The 15,230-nt window shown below is 69.9% G+C and carries 11 protein-coding genes; 2 read left to right on the plus strand and 9 right to left on the minus strand.

All coding sequences use genetic code 11. The features are described 5' to 3' along the window. Positions 1-372 precede the first annotated feature (372 nt). Positions 373-2,424, plus strand: a complete 2,052-nt coding sequence (locus C8E83_RS12795; protein WP_147430172.1) for a thioester domain-containing protein — start codon at positions 373-375, stop codon at positions 2,422-2,424. Here C8E83_RS12795 and C8E83_RS12800 read toward each other — a convergent pair. Further along, complete coding sequence (locus tag C8E83_RS12800; RefSeq protein ID WP_121370252.1) at positions 2,396-4,867, minus strand: ATP-dependent helicase; 2,472 nt, start codon at positions 4,865-4,867, stop codon at positions 2,396-2,398. The two genes, C8E83_RS12795 and C8E83_RS12800, sit on opposite strands and share 29 nt — an antisense overlap. A gap of 100 nt (positions 4,868-4,967) precedes the next feature. Beyond that, positions 4,968-6,002 (minus strand): glycerophosphodiester phosphodiesterase family protein, encoded by a 1,035-nt coding sequence (locus C8E83_RS12805; protein ID WP_425454765.1) that lies wholly within the window; start codon positions 6,000-6,002, stop codon positions 4,968-4,970. A 185-nt stretch (positions 6,003-6,187) separates the two neighbouring features. On the opposite strand from C8E83_RS12805, the gene C8E83_RS12810 reads away from it, so the two are divergent. Continuing rightward, positions 6,188-7,021, plus strand: coding sequence for a Bax inhibitor-1/YccA family protein (locus C8E83_RS12810; RefSeq protein ID WP_121370253.1), 834 nt, complete (start codon positions 6,188-6,190; stop codon positions 7,019-7,021). Positions 7,022-7,095: 74 nt separating this feature from the next. On the opposite strand, the gene guaA is transcribed toward C8E83_RS12810, so the two are convergent. The 7 genes from guaA to C8E83_RS12845 form a co-directional block, all read right to left on the minus strand. Beyond that, positions 7,096-8,679 carry a glutamine-hydrolyzing GMP synthase gene (gene guaA, locus C8E83_RS12815; RefSeq protein WP_121370254.1) on the minus strand — a complete coding sequence of 528 codons (1,584 nt, stop codon included), beginning with the start codon at positions 8,677-8,679 and terminating at the stop codon, positions 7,096-7,098. Continuing rightward, entirely contained in the window at positions 8,676-9,134 is a 459-nt protein-coding gene (locus tag C8E83_RS12820; RefSeq protein ID WP_121370255.1) for a DUF3817 domain-containing protein, read from the minus strand. Before C8E83_RS12820 ends, guaA begins: the two co-directional genes overlap by 4 nt. 51 nt (positions 9,135-9,185) lie before the next feature. Continuing rightward, positions 9,186-9,995, minus strand: coding sequence for an SURF1 family protein (locus C8E83_RS12825; protein ID WP_121370256.1), 810 nt, complete (start codon positions 9,993-9,995; stop codon positions 9,186-9,188). A 3-nt stretch (positions 9,996-9,998) separates the two neighbouring features. Next, positions 9,999-11,501 (minus strand): cation:proton antiporter domain-containing protein, encoded by a 1,503-nt coding sequence (locus C8E83_RS12830; RefSeq protein ID WP_121370257.1) that lies wholly within the window; start codon positions 11,499-11,501, stop codon positions 9,999-10,001. Between the two features lie 3 nt (positions 11,502-11,504). Further along, complete coding sequence (locus C8E83_RS12835; protein WP_121370258.1) at positions 11,505-12,062, minus strand: cation:proton antiporter regulatory subunit; 558 nt, start codon at positions 12,060-12,062, stop codon at positions 11,505-11,507. A gap of 121 nt (positions 12,063-12,183) precedes the next feature. Further along, positions 12,184-14,019 (minus strand): glycerol-3-phosphate dehydrogenase/oxidase, encoded by a 1,836-nt coding sequence (locus tag C8E83_RS12840; RefSeq protein WP_121370259.1) that lies wholly within the window; start codon positions 14,017-14,019, stop codon positions 12,184-12,186. A 79-nt stretch (positions 14,020-14,098) separates the two neighbouring features. Then, on the minus strand, positions 14,099-15,220 hold the full coding sequence (locus C8E83_RS12845) for a GuaB3 family IMP dehydrogenase-related protein (RefSeq protein ID WP_121370260.1): 1,122 nt from the start codon (positions 15,218-15,220) through the stop codon (positions 14,099-14,101). Positions 15,221-15,230 lie beyond the last annotated feature (10 nt).

Below are 15,230 nucleotides of genomic sequence, written 5' to 3' on the forward strand. Positions count from 1 at the left end.
CGTTGTTCGGCTCGGACGTTGTTCGGCTGCCGACCCCATTCTTTCGACGGGGCCACGACATGTCTCGAGACTCTCTCGACATCGAGACAACCACCGGAAATCAGCCTAGCGCCTGCGCCTCGGGCGACGGTGTACCCGACGTGAACGACAGCGCCGCGAGCAGGGGCACGACCATTCCTCCACAGACGCAGGATCCGGCGGACTCTCCACGCCCTGAGGTTCTCACGCCTCCCAGACCCGCTGGCCTCCCCCATCGTCGTCCGCATGAAACCGTACTCAGTCGCACCGCAGCCCCCCGGCCCGCCCGCCGGGACGGGCGCGCGGGTCACGTCCACGTCCCCCCTCTCCCCCTCGGCGCACCTGCGCTCGCCCGTGCAATCCCCGGGGGTGGGCGGCGAGCAGAGGGTGCGAGGCAGGGGGCGGAAGGGCCTCCCGATCCTGCTCGCCCTGATCGTCGCCCTCATCGCCGCCGTGGCCCTGCCGGGATCAGCGCAGGCCCTCGCCGCCACCGGGCACGGGGTCGGGTACCTCGCCAGCGACGGCGTGAACTGGATCGGCACCTACCGTCTGGCCGACGGCCGCCTCGCGTTCTGTCTCGAGGCCGGCAAGGCGTCGCCCGTGGGGCACGACTACGTCGTGTCGAACAGCTCGTCGGCACTCGGGCTGTCGAAGTCCGACCTCGGCGAGCTCGCCTACATCGCACGGAAGTGGTCGGGCACGAACGACGCCACGACCGCGGCCGCCGGCCAGCTCGCCGTCTGGACAATCGCGGGCCTGCACGGGCATCCGCAGAGCTGGTACGCCGATCGCGCCGGAGCGCAGAGCGCAGCCGTGGTGTCGCAGGCGAACGCGATGCTCGCGCAGGCGAAAGCGAACGCCACCGTGGGCGGCTCGGCGTCGCTCTCCCTCCGGCTCGAGGCGGACGGCACCGGGTGGGCGAAAGCGGACCTGACGACCCAGCTCGCCTCGGGCGGCACACGTCCGGCCAATCCGTCGTCGCAGTCGGGCACGATGACCCTCACCGGCGGCGTGTTCGACGACGGATCCACGTCGACGACCGTCAAGAACGCCGAGTACGTCCACGTGAAAGCGACCGGTGACGGCGTCTCGCTCACGGTGCGAGCCTCGGTCACGTTCGCCGGCCTCCCGTTCGACTCGGCCGTCACGGTCGGGTCGGCCGGCGCGGGCACGCAGATGCTCCTGTTCACGCCGGCGTCGACCTCCACGGCCACGGCATCGAGCACGCAGAGCGAGCTGTCGCCGCTGCCCTTCCAGCCGCGGGTCGAGACGCGGACCAGCCAGACCGAAGCCCGTGCCGGCGCCGCGATCAGCGATTCCCTGCGCCTCGACGCCGCCCCGGGCGACGGGCTGATGAGCGACTGGGGCGTGTACGGCGACAGTCTGTCGTCGACGCTGCCGATCCCCGTCACGGTGCGCAGCACGCTGCTCGGCCCGTTCGACGCGGCGCCGACCCCGGCGACGGAGTGGCCCGCCGATGCTCCGACGGTGTGCTCCGTCGAGGTCGTCGCGAACACCGGCCCCGGCGACTACCGGACTCCCGAGTGCACGCTGCCGAGCGACGGGTTCTTCGTGTGGGTCGAGACCATCGACCCGGCCGACACACCGGCCGAGAAGGGCGGCGGTCGCGTCCGGCCGTGGAAGTCGGGCTTCGGCACGGCGACCGAGGTGACGCACGCGACGACGGGCGCACGGGTGCCGAGCATCCGGACCACGGCTGCGACGGGGTCCCATGACGGCGGGGCGTTCGCCCCGGGCGACTGCGTGGCCGACGGGCTCAGCGTGACAGGGCTCGGCGACGATGCGTCGGCTCCTGCGGCCGAGGTCGAGAGCCTGCTGCTCGGGCCGTTCGACGAGGAGCCGGCCGACGGGCACGACTTCGGCCTCGACGACCTCACGAGCCTGCCGGTCGCGGGCAGCGTGACGACCTCCGTCTCGCACGACGGCGACTACACCACGCCGTGCGTCACCGTGACGAAGACAGGCCACTACGTCTTCGTGCTGCGGTCTCCGGGCTCGGCCGACGGCGACGGCGACGGCGAGGGTGCTCAGGGCGCGGGATCCGACGGCATCCCGGCGTTCTCCGACCTCGTCGCGCACACCGCCGAGGCCCTCGAAGTAGCGGCCCCCGACGTGCCGGTGACTCCGGTCACGCCCGAGACACCCGACCAGCCCTCGACCCCCGCGAAGCCGCACCGACCGGCGACCCCTGCGAAGCCGACGCCGGCGGCGGCGCGCGTGCTCGCGTACACCGGCGCCGAGTCGATGGCCCCGGAGGCCCTCGCCGGGGCGGGAGCGATCGCGCTCGGGCTCGCCGTGCTGCTCGTCCTCGCGATCACACGACGTGCGCGACGTCGAGGCGCCGACCCGGACGCCGTCAGAGCTTCTCGATCGGAGCGACCTTGATGAGCAGCTTCTTGCGACCGGCCGTGTCGAACTGCACCTCGGCGATCCGGCGCGGGCCGACGCCCGTGACCGCCAGCACCGAGCCCTCGCCGAAGTCGACGTGCGAGATGCGGTCGCCCGCATCGAGCTCGAGGTCACCGTTGTCGCGGACCGTCCCGGTGACGCGATTGGCCCACTCGGTCTTCGGTCGGGTCTTCGCTGCGGCCGTCGCCCGGTCGTAGCTGCCTGACCCGTAGCCGCCGCCGGCTCGGGGGCGATTTCCGTATGCACCGGAGTCGCCCCCGAAGCCGCCGTCGCGCCGTGCGTTCAGCGCCCGGGGCTGCGTGCCGCCCCGGCTGTTGGCCATGCCGGGCGACTGCTTCCAGTCGATGAGCTCGGCGGGGATCTCCTGCAGATAGCGCGACGGCATGGCGACGTTGACCTCGCCGAACTGGGCACGGGTCATGGCCAGCGACAGGAACAGCTTCTTCTTCGCCCGCGTGATGCCGACGTAGAACAGCCGGCGCTCCTCCGACGGGCCGCCGGGTTCGGAGGCCGACATGCGGTGGGGCAGGAGGTCCTCCTCCACTCCCGTGAGGAAGACAGCGTCGTACTCCAGGCCCTTCGCGGTGTGAAGCGTCATCAGCGAGACCGTACCGCTCGAGTCGTCGAGCTCGTCGGCCGCGGCGACCAGCGACACCTCGGTGAGGAAGTCGAGGAGCGTGCCGTCGGGGTTGTTCTTCTGGAACTCCTTGGTCACGGCGACGAGTTCGTCGATGTTCTCGGCCCGCGCTTCGTCCTGCGGATCACGGGAGGCGCGCAGCGCAGCGACGAGGCCGGAGCCCTCGAGCAGCGCCACGAGGATGTCGCTCACGGGGTCGGTGGCCGCGGTCTGCTGGACGCCGTCGAGGAGGGTGGCGAGCCCGGTGATCGCGCCGGTGACCTTCGGGCCGAGGCCGAGCGAGGCGGCATCGCGCATGGCGTCGCGGAGGCCCACCTCGTTCTGGTCGGCGTAGCGCTGCAGCGCCGTCTCGGTCGCCGGGCCGATGCCGCGCTTCGGGACGTTCATGATGCGGCGGAGCGCCAGCGGGTCGGCGGGGTTCGCCACGGAGATGAGGTACGCCATCGCGTCTTTGATCTCGGCCCGCTCGTAGAACTTCGTGCCGCCCAGCACGCGGTAGGGAATCGCCGACCGGATGAAGATCTCCTCCAGCGCACGGGTCTGCGAGTTCGTGCGGTAGAACACCGCCATGTCTTTGTAGGCGGTGCCGGAGTCGTGCAGCGCCGCGATCTCGTCGGCGACGAACTGCGCCTCGTCGTGGCCGGTGTACCCGGTGAAGCCGACGATCTTGTCGCCCGAGCCGACGGTCGTGAAGAGGTTCTTCGCCTGGCGGTCGAAGTTGTTCGCGATGACGGCGTTGGCAGCGTCGAGGATGTTCTGCGTCGACCGGTAGTTCTGCTCGAGGAGGATCACCTTCGAGTGTGGGAAGTCGTGCTCGAACTCGGTGATGTTGCGAATGTCCGCACCGCGGAAGGCGTAGATGGACTGGTCGGAGTCGCCGACCACCGTGAGCGAGGCGCCGGGGATCCGCCCGCTGCCGTCGCGCAGGGACTGCACGAACTGGCCGCCGCGCTCGAGCTCGTCGACGACGTCGGGGTCGACCGGGCGGGTGAGCTCGCGGATGAGGGCGTACTGGGCGTGGTTGGTGTCCTGGTACTCGTCGACCAGGATGTGACGGAACCGCCGCTGGTAGACGGCCGCCACCTTCGGGAAAGCGCGGAAGAGGTAGACCGTCTGGGCGATGAGGTCGTCGAAGTCGAAGGCGTTCGCGCGCTGCAGCTCGCGCGTGTACTGGCGGAAGATCTCGAGGAACATGACGTCCTGCGGGTCGCCGGCGTTGATCTGCCGCGAGTAGCTCTCGACGTCGGAGAGCTCGTTCTTCAGCTTCGAGATCTTGCCCGAGGCCTGGCTCACGGTGAAGCCGAGGGAGTCGGCGTCCAGCTCTTTCAGGATCCGCTTGAGAAGCGCCCGCGAGTCGGCCGAGTCGTAGATCGTGAAGCTCTTCGTGAAGCCGAACTGCTCCGCCTCGCGGCGCAGGATCCGCACGCACGCCGAGTGGAACGTCGAGATCCACATGCCCTCGGACGACTGGCCGACGAGGGCGGCGACGCGCTCGCGCATCTCGGCCGCGGCCTTGTTCGTGAAGGTGATCGCGAGGATCTGGCTCGGCCACGCCTCGCGCGAGTCGATCAGCCCGGCGATGCGACGGGTCAGCACGCTGGTCTTGCCCGAGCCCGCGCCCGCCACGATGAGGAGTGACTGCCCGCGGTACTCGACCGCCTCCTTCTGCTGCGGGTTGAGCCCCGCCGTGAGCCGATCGTCGGTCGCCGAGGCGCGCGGCCCGGAGCCGGAAGACACCGGCCCGCCGTCGGAGTTGTCGAAGGGCTCGAGAACGATCGTCATGGTCCCACCAGCCTAAGCGTCCCGACCGACATCGCCAGGCGGTCGGGGGGGACCTCCGACCGACCTCCGAGGTGGTTCGCGGTCGAAGCGAGACCCAGCGTCAGACGACGGCGGGCGCCCGGTCGACCAGCTCGCGCACGAGGTCGGGGAAGTCGGCGAACACGCCGTCGACCCCGGTGCCGATGATGCGCGCGAACTCGGTCCGCCAGCGACCGAACTCGGCCTTGCCACCGCCGCTCCGAAGCGCCTTCGAGAGGAACCTGTTCTCGGGCCGGAGCGTCCAGGTGAACACGTCGAGCCCGACGGCATGGGCGTCCTCGACGAGGCCCGGCTGCGCGACGCCCTTCGACGTCACGAGCATCTTCTTCGCGACGCTGATCCCGTCGACGGCGCCGGCGAGCGCGGCGAGGCCCTCCGGCGACACCTGCTCGCCGTAGAGGAGTGCGGCGCTGCCGTCGCGGGCCACCAGGTCGGCGGCGGCGCCCTCCGCTTCGATCAGATAGACGAGCCGCCCGCCGACACCGAGCCCCCGGAGTCGACCGAGCACTGTCTGCTCGAAGCTCTCGATCGTGAGGCGGGAGTCGTTCGTCCAGCCGGCCTCGCTCAGCTCCTGCGCGAAGAGCTGGTCGAGGGGCAGACCGATCGACTTGAAGTAGGTGGCGTGCTTGATCTCGGCGACGAGACCGACCGGCGCGGGGCTCCCGTCGGCGGCGAGCCGGCCCCGGGCGGCGTCGGTGTCGAGGAGTGACAGCAGGTCGGCGAGCCTCTGGATCCTGCCCTCGCCGTCGTGCGCGGCACTCAGCGGGCGCAGCTTGGGCAGGCGCTCGCGGATCCGCAGGGTCGACAGCTCGGCCCAGGTGAAGTCCTCGGTGAACCAGCCGGTGACCTCGACGCCGTCGATCGTCTTGGTGGTGCGACGGTCGGCGAACGAGACGTGGTCGGCCACGTCGGTGGTGCCGCCGATCTCGTTCTCATGGCGCAGGATCAGCACCCCGTCGCGCGTGGCGACGATGTCGGGCTCGATGGCGTCCGCCCCCAGCTCGAGCGCGAGGCGGTAGGCGTCGGCGCCGTGTTCGGGCCGGTGGCCGCAGGCGCCGCGGTGGGCGATGACGAGGGGTCGCGGATTCACCCGCACACGGTAGCGGCATCGACCCTCGCGGAGGCGGCGATCCAGGTGAACAAACGGTGTGCATCCCCTGCAAACGTGCGCGCCCCGCAACCACGCCGTGAGCGAAACGGGGTCTCACCAGGTGAATTCCCAGCGCCACCCCGATGACGCGCCGGTACGCTGAAGCCTCCAGGAAATCCACGGAGGGCTCCATGGCACGACGATCAAACCCCGGCTTCGGTCAGTCGCCGGCATTCTCGAACGACCCCCGCGACCTCGACCGCTGGCGCGCGTCGCAGGCCGGCGGCACGACCGCGACGATGAGCGCCGTCGAGCTGCAGGAGCTCTACAACCAGCCGAGCGCGACCCCGCGCGACACCGACCGCATGACCTACGAAGACACGATCGCGAAGACGTTCGGCGTCTTCGCCGTCCTCCTCGCGGGCGCCGTCGTCGGCTGGGTGGTGCCCGGCATCTGGATCGTGGGCGGCATCGCGGGCTTCGTCCTCGCGATGGTGAACATCTTCAAGAAGCGCCCCTCGGCTGCCCTGGTGCTGCTGTACGGCGCGGCCGAGGGCCTCTTCGTCGGTGGCCTCTCGCGCGTCTTCGACGGCATCTGGCCCGGCATCGTGCCTCAGGCCGTGTTCGGCACGCTGGGCGTCTTCGCGATCACGCTGGCGCTGTTCGCGAGCGGCAAGGTGAGGGCGTCGCGTCGCGCGACCCAGATCTTCCTCGTGGCGATGGTCGGCTACGCCGCGTTCTCGCTGGTGAACTTCATCCTCATGCTGACCGGTGTCACCAACAGCCCGTTCGGGCTTCGCAGCGCCGAGATCTACGGCATCCCGATCGGCTTCCTGCTCGGCATCTTCGTCGTCATCATGGCCGCGTACTCGCTCGTGCTCGACTTCACGCAGATCAAGGTCGGCGTCGAGCGCGGCGCTCCGCGAGTCTTCGGGTGGCAGGCGGCGTTCGGTCTGGTCGTCACCATCGTGTGGCTGTACACCGAGATCCTGCGCATGCTCGCGCTGCTCCGCGGCAACAACTGACGCACGACACACGAAAGCGGGCCGCCCCACCGGGGCGGCCCGCTTCTTTGTCTCACGGGAGCGGGGCTACGCCCCTACTCCCACTCGATCGTTCCCGGTGGCTTCGACGTGACGTCGAGGACGACGCGGTTGACGCCGGCGACCTCGTTCGTGATCCGGTTCGAGATGCGCGCGAGCACGTCGTAGGGCAGGCGGGTCCAGTCGGCGGTCATCGCGTCTTCCGACGAGACGGGGCGCAGGACGATGGGGTGGCCGTAGGTGCGGCCGTCGCCCTGGACGCCGACCGAACGCACGTCGGCCAGCAGCACGACCGGGCACTGCCAGATCTCACCGTCGAGCCCGGCTGCGGTCAGCTCGGTGCGGGCGATCTTGTCGGCGGCGCGCAGCAGCTCGAGTCGCTCGTGCGTGACCTCGCCGACGATGCGGATGCCGAGGCCGGGCCCCGGGAACGGCTGGCGGCCCACGATGACCTCGGGCAGGCCGAGCTCGCGGCCGATGGCCCGCACCTCGTCTTTGAAGAGGGTGCGGAGCGGCTCGACGAGCTCGAACTGCAGGTCTTCGGGCAGGCCGCCGACGTTGTGGTGGCTCTTGATGTTGGCGGTGCCGGTGCCGCCGCCCGACTCGACGACGTCGGGGTAGAGCGTGCCCTGCACCAGGAACTTCACGGGCTCGGAGTCGTCGGAGCCTGAGGCCTCGAGGACGAGGGCGGCCGCTGCTTCCTCGAAGGAGCGGATGAACTCGCGCCCGATGATCTTGCGCTTCTGCTCGGGGTCGGTGACGCCGGCGAGAGCGTCGAGGAACTGCTTCTCTGCGTCGACGGTGACGAGGCGGATGCCGGTGGCCGCCACGTAGTCCTTCTCGACCTGAGCGCGCTCGTCGGCGCGGAGGAGGCCGTGGTCGACGAAGATGCAGGTGAGCTGGTCGCCGACGGCGCGGTGGACGATGGCCGCGGCGACCGCCGAGTCGACGCCGCCGGAGAGACCGCAGATGACGCGGCCGGAGCCGACCTGCGCCTGGATCCTGGCGACCTGCTCGGCGATGACGCTGCCCGAGTTCCAGTCGGCGGGGATGCCCGCGGCGCGGTGGAGGAAGTTCTCGAGCACGGCCTGGCCGAAGTCGGAGTGCTTGACCTCGGGGTGCCACTGCACACCGTAGAGACGACGCTCGTCGGAGGCGAAGGCCGCCACCGGCGTGGAGGCGCTCGAGGCGAGCACGTCGAAGCCCGCGGGCGCCTTCGAGACGGAATCGCCGTGGCTCATCCAGGTCGTCTGCGATCCTGGCTGACCGGCGAGGAGCGTCGACTCGACCTCGGCGAGAGTGACGTCGGTCGCGCCGTACTCGCGCAGGCCGGTCTGGGCGACCTCGCCGCCGAGCGCGACGGCCATCGACTGGAAGCCGTAGCAGATGCCGAGGACGGGGATCCCGAGGTCGAGGATCGCCGGGTCGAGCCGCGGAGCCCCCTCCTCGTAGACGCTCGACGGGCCGCCCGACAGGACGATGCCCACGGGCTCCTTCGCGGCCACCTCGTCGGCCGTGATCGTGTGCGGGACGATCTCGCTGTAGACGTTCGCCTCGCGCACGCGCCGGGCGATGAGCTGGGCGTACTGGGCGCCGAAATCGACGACGAGGACGGGCTTCTGGCTGGTCTCGTCGCTCACGCGGCGGCCTCCTGCGACTGGGCGGCGAGCGCGCGTTCGCGCTCGATGGTCAGGGTCTCGTACTCGGCCATGGCAGTGCGGGCCATCCGGTGCTCGACGAAGAACGACATGAGCGGGATGACACCGCCGAGGGCGATCAGGACGAAGCGGGTGAAGTTCCAGCGCATGATGCTCCACAGCCGGAAGTCCATGAACAGGTAGACCACGTAGAGCCAGCCGTGCACGATGAGGATGCCGAGCGACAGATCGAGCGCGGGGTGGCGGATCGTGCCGGCCGGGACGAAGAAGCCCCGGGGATCGCCGATCGCGAGCTCCGTGTGCAGCGGCGTGTACTTGAGCACCATCTCCATGCACAGCAGGAGCAGCATCACGCCCGTCACGTAGGCGGAGATCTTGTACAGGCGCACGGCCCCCGGGATCTTGGGGATGTTGCGCGGCCGGGGCTTGAGGGGCATGGCGTCCAGTCTAAATGGCGGAAATGGGAGCGCGCGGCGAGCCGATCGCCGCTACGGGGTGGCCGAGGCCGCGGCGAGAGCGGCCTCGTCGGCCTCCTCGTGGATGCGCTCGAAGTCGTCCTTCACGAGCCGGTACCAGAGGAAGATCGCGAAGCCCGCGAAGACGACCCACTCGACGGCGTAGAAGATGTTGAGCCAGTTCAGCGTGGCCTTGTCGATCGGCTTCGGCGAGTAGATCGCGGTCATCCCGCCCCAGGTGCGGTCGGCGACGACGTAGCCGTTGTAGACGTCGCCCGACACGTCGGACCACCGGTTGATGAGCTGCGGCACGGAGATCACGGTCAGGAGCCCCTGCTGGAACTTGCCGTCGTCAGCCGCCTCGGTCGGGAGGTAGCGGCCGCCGATGCTGATCGTGGTGGGCGAGGTCGGAACGGACGAGATCGCGGCCTTCGCCTCGGCCCGCGTCTTCGACCAGCCGAGCGCGACGACGACGGAGGCGTTCGTCCGGTCGTACTGGAATCGGTCGACCAGCCAGTAGCCCGACTCGCTGTGCTGGAGACGATCGCTCAGGATCGTGAAGTCCGACGCTGAGAAGCTGCCCGACAGGCTGACCTTCTGCCCCGTGAACTTGTCGAGGAACTCGGTCTGCGGCTTCTGCACGTCGGCGAGCGGCACGCGCGTCTCGGTGGCGGTGTGCGCGGGCTTGAGGCTCTCGACGGAGCGGTCGAGCTGCCAGTGCCCGAGGTAGGCGAAGAGCGCGGCGACGAGGAGGGCGAAGACGAGCATCGCGATCCACTTCGGTCGCCGAGCGACCTCCCACATGGTCTCGGGAAGCAGGTCGCTCGGGCGCGTCTCGGTCATCGGCTAGTACTCAGGGTCTCTCTGACGTGTCTCAGGTGGTGCCTCGGTGGTGCGTGTGGCCCGCTGGTCCGACTGCAGCCCGGCCTGCTCGGCCGCCGGGTCGTAGACGAACGGGTCGTCGTCGAGGTCGAACGACTCGGGTGCGTCGTCGTCGGGCCTGTCGCCGACAGCCACCACGGCGGGAGCGTCGTCGTCGGTCTCGAAGTCGAACGACAGGTCGTCGTCCGGCTCGTCGGCCCGACCCGGCGAGCCCTCACCGGCGAGGGCCGCCTCCATGAGCGCGATCTCCTCGCTGCCGCGGGAGGGCGTGCCCGGAGGTCGGTCGCCCTGTTCGACGACCTTCTTCCGCGAAAAGAGTACGCCACCGATTCTTTCGGAATTGCTGGCAAGGAGCGGACCGACGATCGCCATGACGAGCACGTAGAGCCCGGCGAACGGCGTGATCCTGTCGTCGAGGCCCGCGCTGGCTGACAGCGTCGCGAGGATGAGCGCGAACTCGCCGCGGTTGTGCAGGATGAACGAGGTGTTGAGCCCGGCACGGGGCCCCAGCCGGTTGAGCCACGCGACAAACTGCCCGGCGCCGAGGTTGATGAGCATGGTCATCAGCACCGCCCCGAGCGCCGGCCAGAGCACCTCGGGGAAGAGCGACGGGTTGAGCCCGAGCCCGAAGTTGAGGAAGAAGAACGCGGCGAAGACGTCGCGCATCGGCAGGGCGAACCCCTCGATCCTGGACCGGAATCTCGTCGCCCCGCAGACGAGGCCGATGAGGAATGCGCCGATCGCATCGGTCACGCCCAGGATCTCGCCGATGCCGGCGAACATGACGGCGAGACCGAAGAAGAGCACCGTGAACAGCTCGTCGTCGCGCGTGCGCATGAGCCGCGACACCACGCGGCCGCCCCAGCGCGCGATGGTGAACATGACGATGAGGAACAGGAAGGCGACGAGCAGCTTGCCGATCACGGGGATCGGGTCGGTCTCGCCGCTCAACACGACCGACACGATCGCGAGGTAGATCGCGATGAAGATGTCTTCGACCACGGTGACGCCGAGGATCATCGGCGTCTCGGAGTTCGCGAGCCGCCCGAGTTCGATGAGGAGCTTCGTGACGATGGCGCTCGACGACGTCGCCGTGATGCCGGCGATGATGAGCGCTTCGCGGGTGCCCCAGCCGAGCCAGAAGCCGAAGGCCAGGCCGAGCGCCATGTTGAAGAAGATGTAGCTGCCGCCGGACAGCACGAGCTTGCCGATGTTGCCGAAGAACTCGTCTTGGTCGAACTCGAGGCCGAGATTGAACAGCAGCAGGATCAGACCGAAGATCGCGATGAGCTCGATCTTCGACTGACCGAAGCTCAGGGGGAAGAACCCCACGTGCGGGCTCGCGATGAGCCCGACCACCATGTAGACGGGGATCGTGGGCAGGCCGATGAGCTTGGCGAGCCGGCCGAGCACATAGGCGATCAGGAACAGGACGCCGAGGACGAGGAGCTCTTCGCCCAGGTGCATCCGCTAGGCCCCCGGCGGGGAGTCGACGCCTGCCGACTCGAGCGTCGAGGACGCGCCGGCAGGAGCGTGGACCTTGCCGTTGCGGTACCACCCGAACACCTTGGCCACCTTCTCGGGCGAGCCCGCGACGACCAGGGTGTCGCCGGGGAACACGCGGAAGTCGGGTGACGGCGCGGGGTTCGCGACCTCGCCGCGGACGACCGCGACGACGGTCACGCCGACGACGCCCTTCGCCGCGAGGTTGCCGAGGGGCTGGCCGGCGATGTGGTCGTCGTAGTCGACGGTGAACCAGTCGATGCTGAGGCCAGGAAGGGTCTCGAGGGCCGAGAGCGACTCGGTGATGCGCGTGCCGCCCAGGAGCTCGGCGAGGGTGTGCGCCTCGTCCTCGCTGAGGCGCAGCGAGACCTTCGTGGCGTCCTTGCCCTCGGTGTCGTCGCTGAACGTGATGAGGTCGCTGTGGCCGGAGCGGTGCGTGATGACACCGCACTTGCCACCGTCGTCGGTGTGGAAGGTGTGCAGCACCCCGACGCCGGGAAGCTTCACGCGACGAACGTCAACCATGGTGTGTTCTCCAAGAGGATCACGGGCAGTCGTCTCAGTTTACCGTCGCACGGGCGCGACGAAGCCGGGCTGGAACCCTGCTGTGGATAACGTTCGCCGGGCTCCTGCAATTCCCGCCGGTTCACTCGGGCGTGCGCGGCGTCCGCTTGGCCCTCGGCGCGCGGGGCGCGGCCTTCACCGGTGCCGCTGAAGGCGCTCCGGTCGCAGGAGCAGCGGACGCCTTCACGTCGTCCTCGTCGAACCCGAACGCGATGTCCGGCGCCTCGAGCCGCACCCGGTCGGCCGACGCGTCGTCCGGCTCCAGCTGGCTCGCTCGCTCGGCGGCCACACGGGTCAGGTAGTTGCTCACCTCGCGCTCGGTCTCGGCCTCGCTCCAGCCGAGGACGCCGGCCATGAGCCTGGCCGCCACGGGGGCCGCCGAGTCGCCTCGGTCCCAGGCCTCGATCGAGATGCGGGTGCGCCGGGCGAGGACGTCCTCGAGGTGCAGGGCGCCCTCGTGCGAGGCGGCATAGACGACCTCGGCACCGAGATAGTCGTCGGCGCCGGGCAGCGGCTCGGCGAGCGAGGGGTCGTCGCGGATCAGGTCGAGGAGCTCGTCGGTGAGGGTGCCGTAGCGGTTGAGGAGGTGCTGGATCCTGACCTCGTGGAGGCCGAAGGCGCGACCGATCTTGGCGGCCTTGTTCATCGCGGCCCAGTAGCCCTCGGCGCCGAGCAGGGGGATCTCGTGGGTGATGCTCTCCGCGATCCTGCCGTCCATCGCGGCCACGGCCTCGTCGATCGCGTCCTTGGCCATGACGCGGTACGTGGTCCACTTGCCGCCGGCGACGACCACGAGGCCCGGCACGGTGTGCGCGACGACGTGCTCGCGCGACAGCTTGGAGGTCTGGTCGGACTCGCCCGCGAGCAGCGGCCGCAGGCCCGCGTAGACGCCCTCGACGTCGTCGCGCGTGAGCGGCACGGCGAGCACCCGGTTCACGTGCTCGAGCAGATAGTCGATGTCGGCGGCGGTCGCGGCCGGGTGCCCCGTGTCGAGGTTCCAGTCGGTGTCGGTGGTGCCGACGAGCCAGTGGCGACCCCACGGGATCACGAAGAGCACGCTCTTCTCGGTGCGCAGGATCATGCCCATCTTCGACTGGAACCGATCGCGCGGGATCACGAGGTGGACGCCCTTCGACGCCCGCACCTTGAACTGCCCGCGCGAGCCGACCATTGCCTGCGTGTCGTCGGTCCAGACGCCGGTGGCGTTGACGACCTGCTTGGCCCGGATGTCGAACCGCTCGCCGGTCTGGATGTCATGCGCGTGCACGCCGACGACCCGCTCCCCCTCCTTGAGGAACCCCTCGACGCGCACGCGGCTCATCGCGTGGGCGCCGTAGCTCGACGCGGTGCGGGCGAGCGACGCGACATAGCGGGCGTCGTCGACCTGCGCGTCGTAGTAGGTCATGCCGCCGACGAGGGCGTCCTTCGACAGGCTCGGGATCGACCGCAGCACCTGCCCCTTGGTGAGGTGACGGTGGTGCGGCACACCGGGCGGGCGGCCGCCCGACCAGCTGAAGAGGTCGTACAGCAGCATGCCGGCGCCGATGTAGAGGCGCTCGATCACGCGCTTGTTGAGCGGGTAGAGGAACCGCACCGGCTTCACCAGGTGCGGGGCGATGCGCTGCAGCAGGAGCCCGCGCTCGATCAGCGCCTCCCGCACGAGCGCGAAGTTCAGCTGCTCGAGGTACCGAATGCCGCCGTGCACCAGCTTCGACGAGCGGCTCGACGTGCCCGACCCCCAGTCGCGTGCCTCGACGATGCCGACGCTCAGACCGCGCGTCACCGCGTCGAGGGCGCAGCCCGTGCCGACGATGCCCCCGCCGATCACGAGCACGTCGAGTTCTTTTGACTTCAGGGCCTCGAGGGCGGCCTCGCGTTCCGCCGGGCCGATCTTGGTCGAGATGGACGATGATGCCATGGCGCGCTCCCTGGACGAAGGCGGGTCGACGGCTCCTGTGCCGTCGCGCCCCATTCAACGCCTGGTTCGCGCGGTGCGCCTAGTGCGGGTGGTACGGGGCGACGACGACCTCGACCTTCTGGAACTCCTTGAGGTCGCTGTAACCGGTGGTCGCCATCGAGCGGCGGAGCGCGCCCATGAGGTTTGCGGTGCCGTTCGTCGTCGGAGCGGGGCCGTAGAGGATGTTCTCGAGGGTGCCCGTCGAGCCGACGTGCACCCGACGACCGCGGGGAAGCTCGGGGTGGTGCGCCTCGGCGCCCCAGTGGAAGCCGCCGCCGGGCACGTCGGTCGCTCGCGCCAGGGCCGCGCCGAGCATGACCGCGTCGGCGCCCGTCGCGATGGCCTTGACCATGTCGCCGGAGGTGCCGAGGCCGCCGTCGGCGATGACGTGCACGTAGCGCCCGCCCGACTCGTCGAGGTAGTCGCGCCGGGCTCCTGCGACATCGGCGACCGCCGTGGCCATCGGCGCGTGGATGCCGAGCGACGCCCGCGTGGTTGACGCCGCGCCGCCGCCGAAGCCGACGAGCACGCCGGCCGCGCCGGTGCGCATGAGGTGGAGGGCCGCGGTGTAGGTCGAGGCGCCGCCGACGATGACCGGCACGTCGAGCTCGTAGATGAACTTCTTGAGGTTGAGCGGCTCGGTGTTCTTGGAGACGTGCTCGGCCGACACCGTGGTGCCGCGGATGACGAAGACGTCGACGCCGGCGTCGACGACCGTCTGGTAGAGGTCTTGCGTGCGCTGCGGGCTGAGCGCGCCGGCCACGACCACGCCGGCGGCGCGGATCTCGGCCAGGCGGGCGGTCACGAGGTCGGGGCGGATCGGCGCCTTGTAGATCTCCTGCATGCGGGTCGTGGCGACGTCGTCGGGCAGGCCGCGGATCTCGGCGAGGACCGACTCGGCGTCTTCGTAGCGAGTCCAGACGCCCTCGAGGTCGAGCACGCCGAGGCCGCCGAGCTGACCGAAGCGGATGGCCGTGGCCGGGCTCATCACGGAGTCCATGGGAGCTGCGATGATCGGCGTCTCGAACTGGAACGCGTCGATCGACCACCCGACGTGGACGTCGTGGGGATCGCGAGTGCGGCGCGACGGGACGATCGCGATGTCGTCGAATGCGTACGCTCTGCGGGCGCGCTTGCCGACGCCGATCTCTACCTCAGTCACGCACCAACCC

Source organism: Frondihabitans australicus (genome assembly GCF_003634555.1).
GTDB lineage: Bacteria > Actinomycetota > Actinomycetes > Actinomycetales > Microbacteriaceae > Frondihabitans > Frondihabitans australicus.

Coding starts and splice junctions, on each gene's coding strand:
- C8E83_RS12820 (WP_121370255.1), bottom strand. CDS start 9,134: ATGCCCCTCAAGCCCCGGCCGCGCAACATCCCCAAGATCCCGGGGGCC.
- C8E83_RS12800 (WP_121370252.1), bottom strand. CDS start 4,867: ATGACGATCGTTCTCGAGCCCTTCGACAACTCCGACGGCGGGCCGGTG.
- C8E83_RS12840 (WP_121370259.1), bottom strand. CDS start 14,019: ATGGCATCATCGTCCATCTCGACCAAGATCGGCCCGGCGGAACGCGAG.
- C8E83_RS12835 (WP_121370258.1), bottom strand. CDS start 12,062: ATGGTTGACGTTCGTCGCGTGAAGCTTCCCGGCGTCGGGGTGCTGCAC.
- C8E83_RS12830 (WP_121370257.1), bottom strand. CDS start 11,501: ATGCACCTGGGCGAAGAGCTCCTCGTCCTCGGCGTCCTGTTCCTGATC.
- C8E83_RS12825 (WP_121370256.1), bottom strand. CDS start 9,995: ATGACCGAGACGCGCCCGAGCGACCTGCTTCCCGAGACCATGTGGGAG.
- C8E83_RS12810 (WP_121370253.1), top strand. CDS start 6,188: ATGGCACGACGATCAAACCCCGGCTTCGGTCAGTCGCCGGCATTCTCG.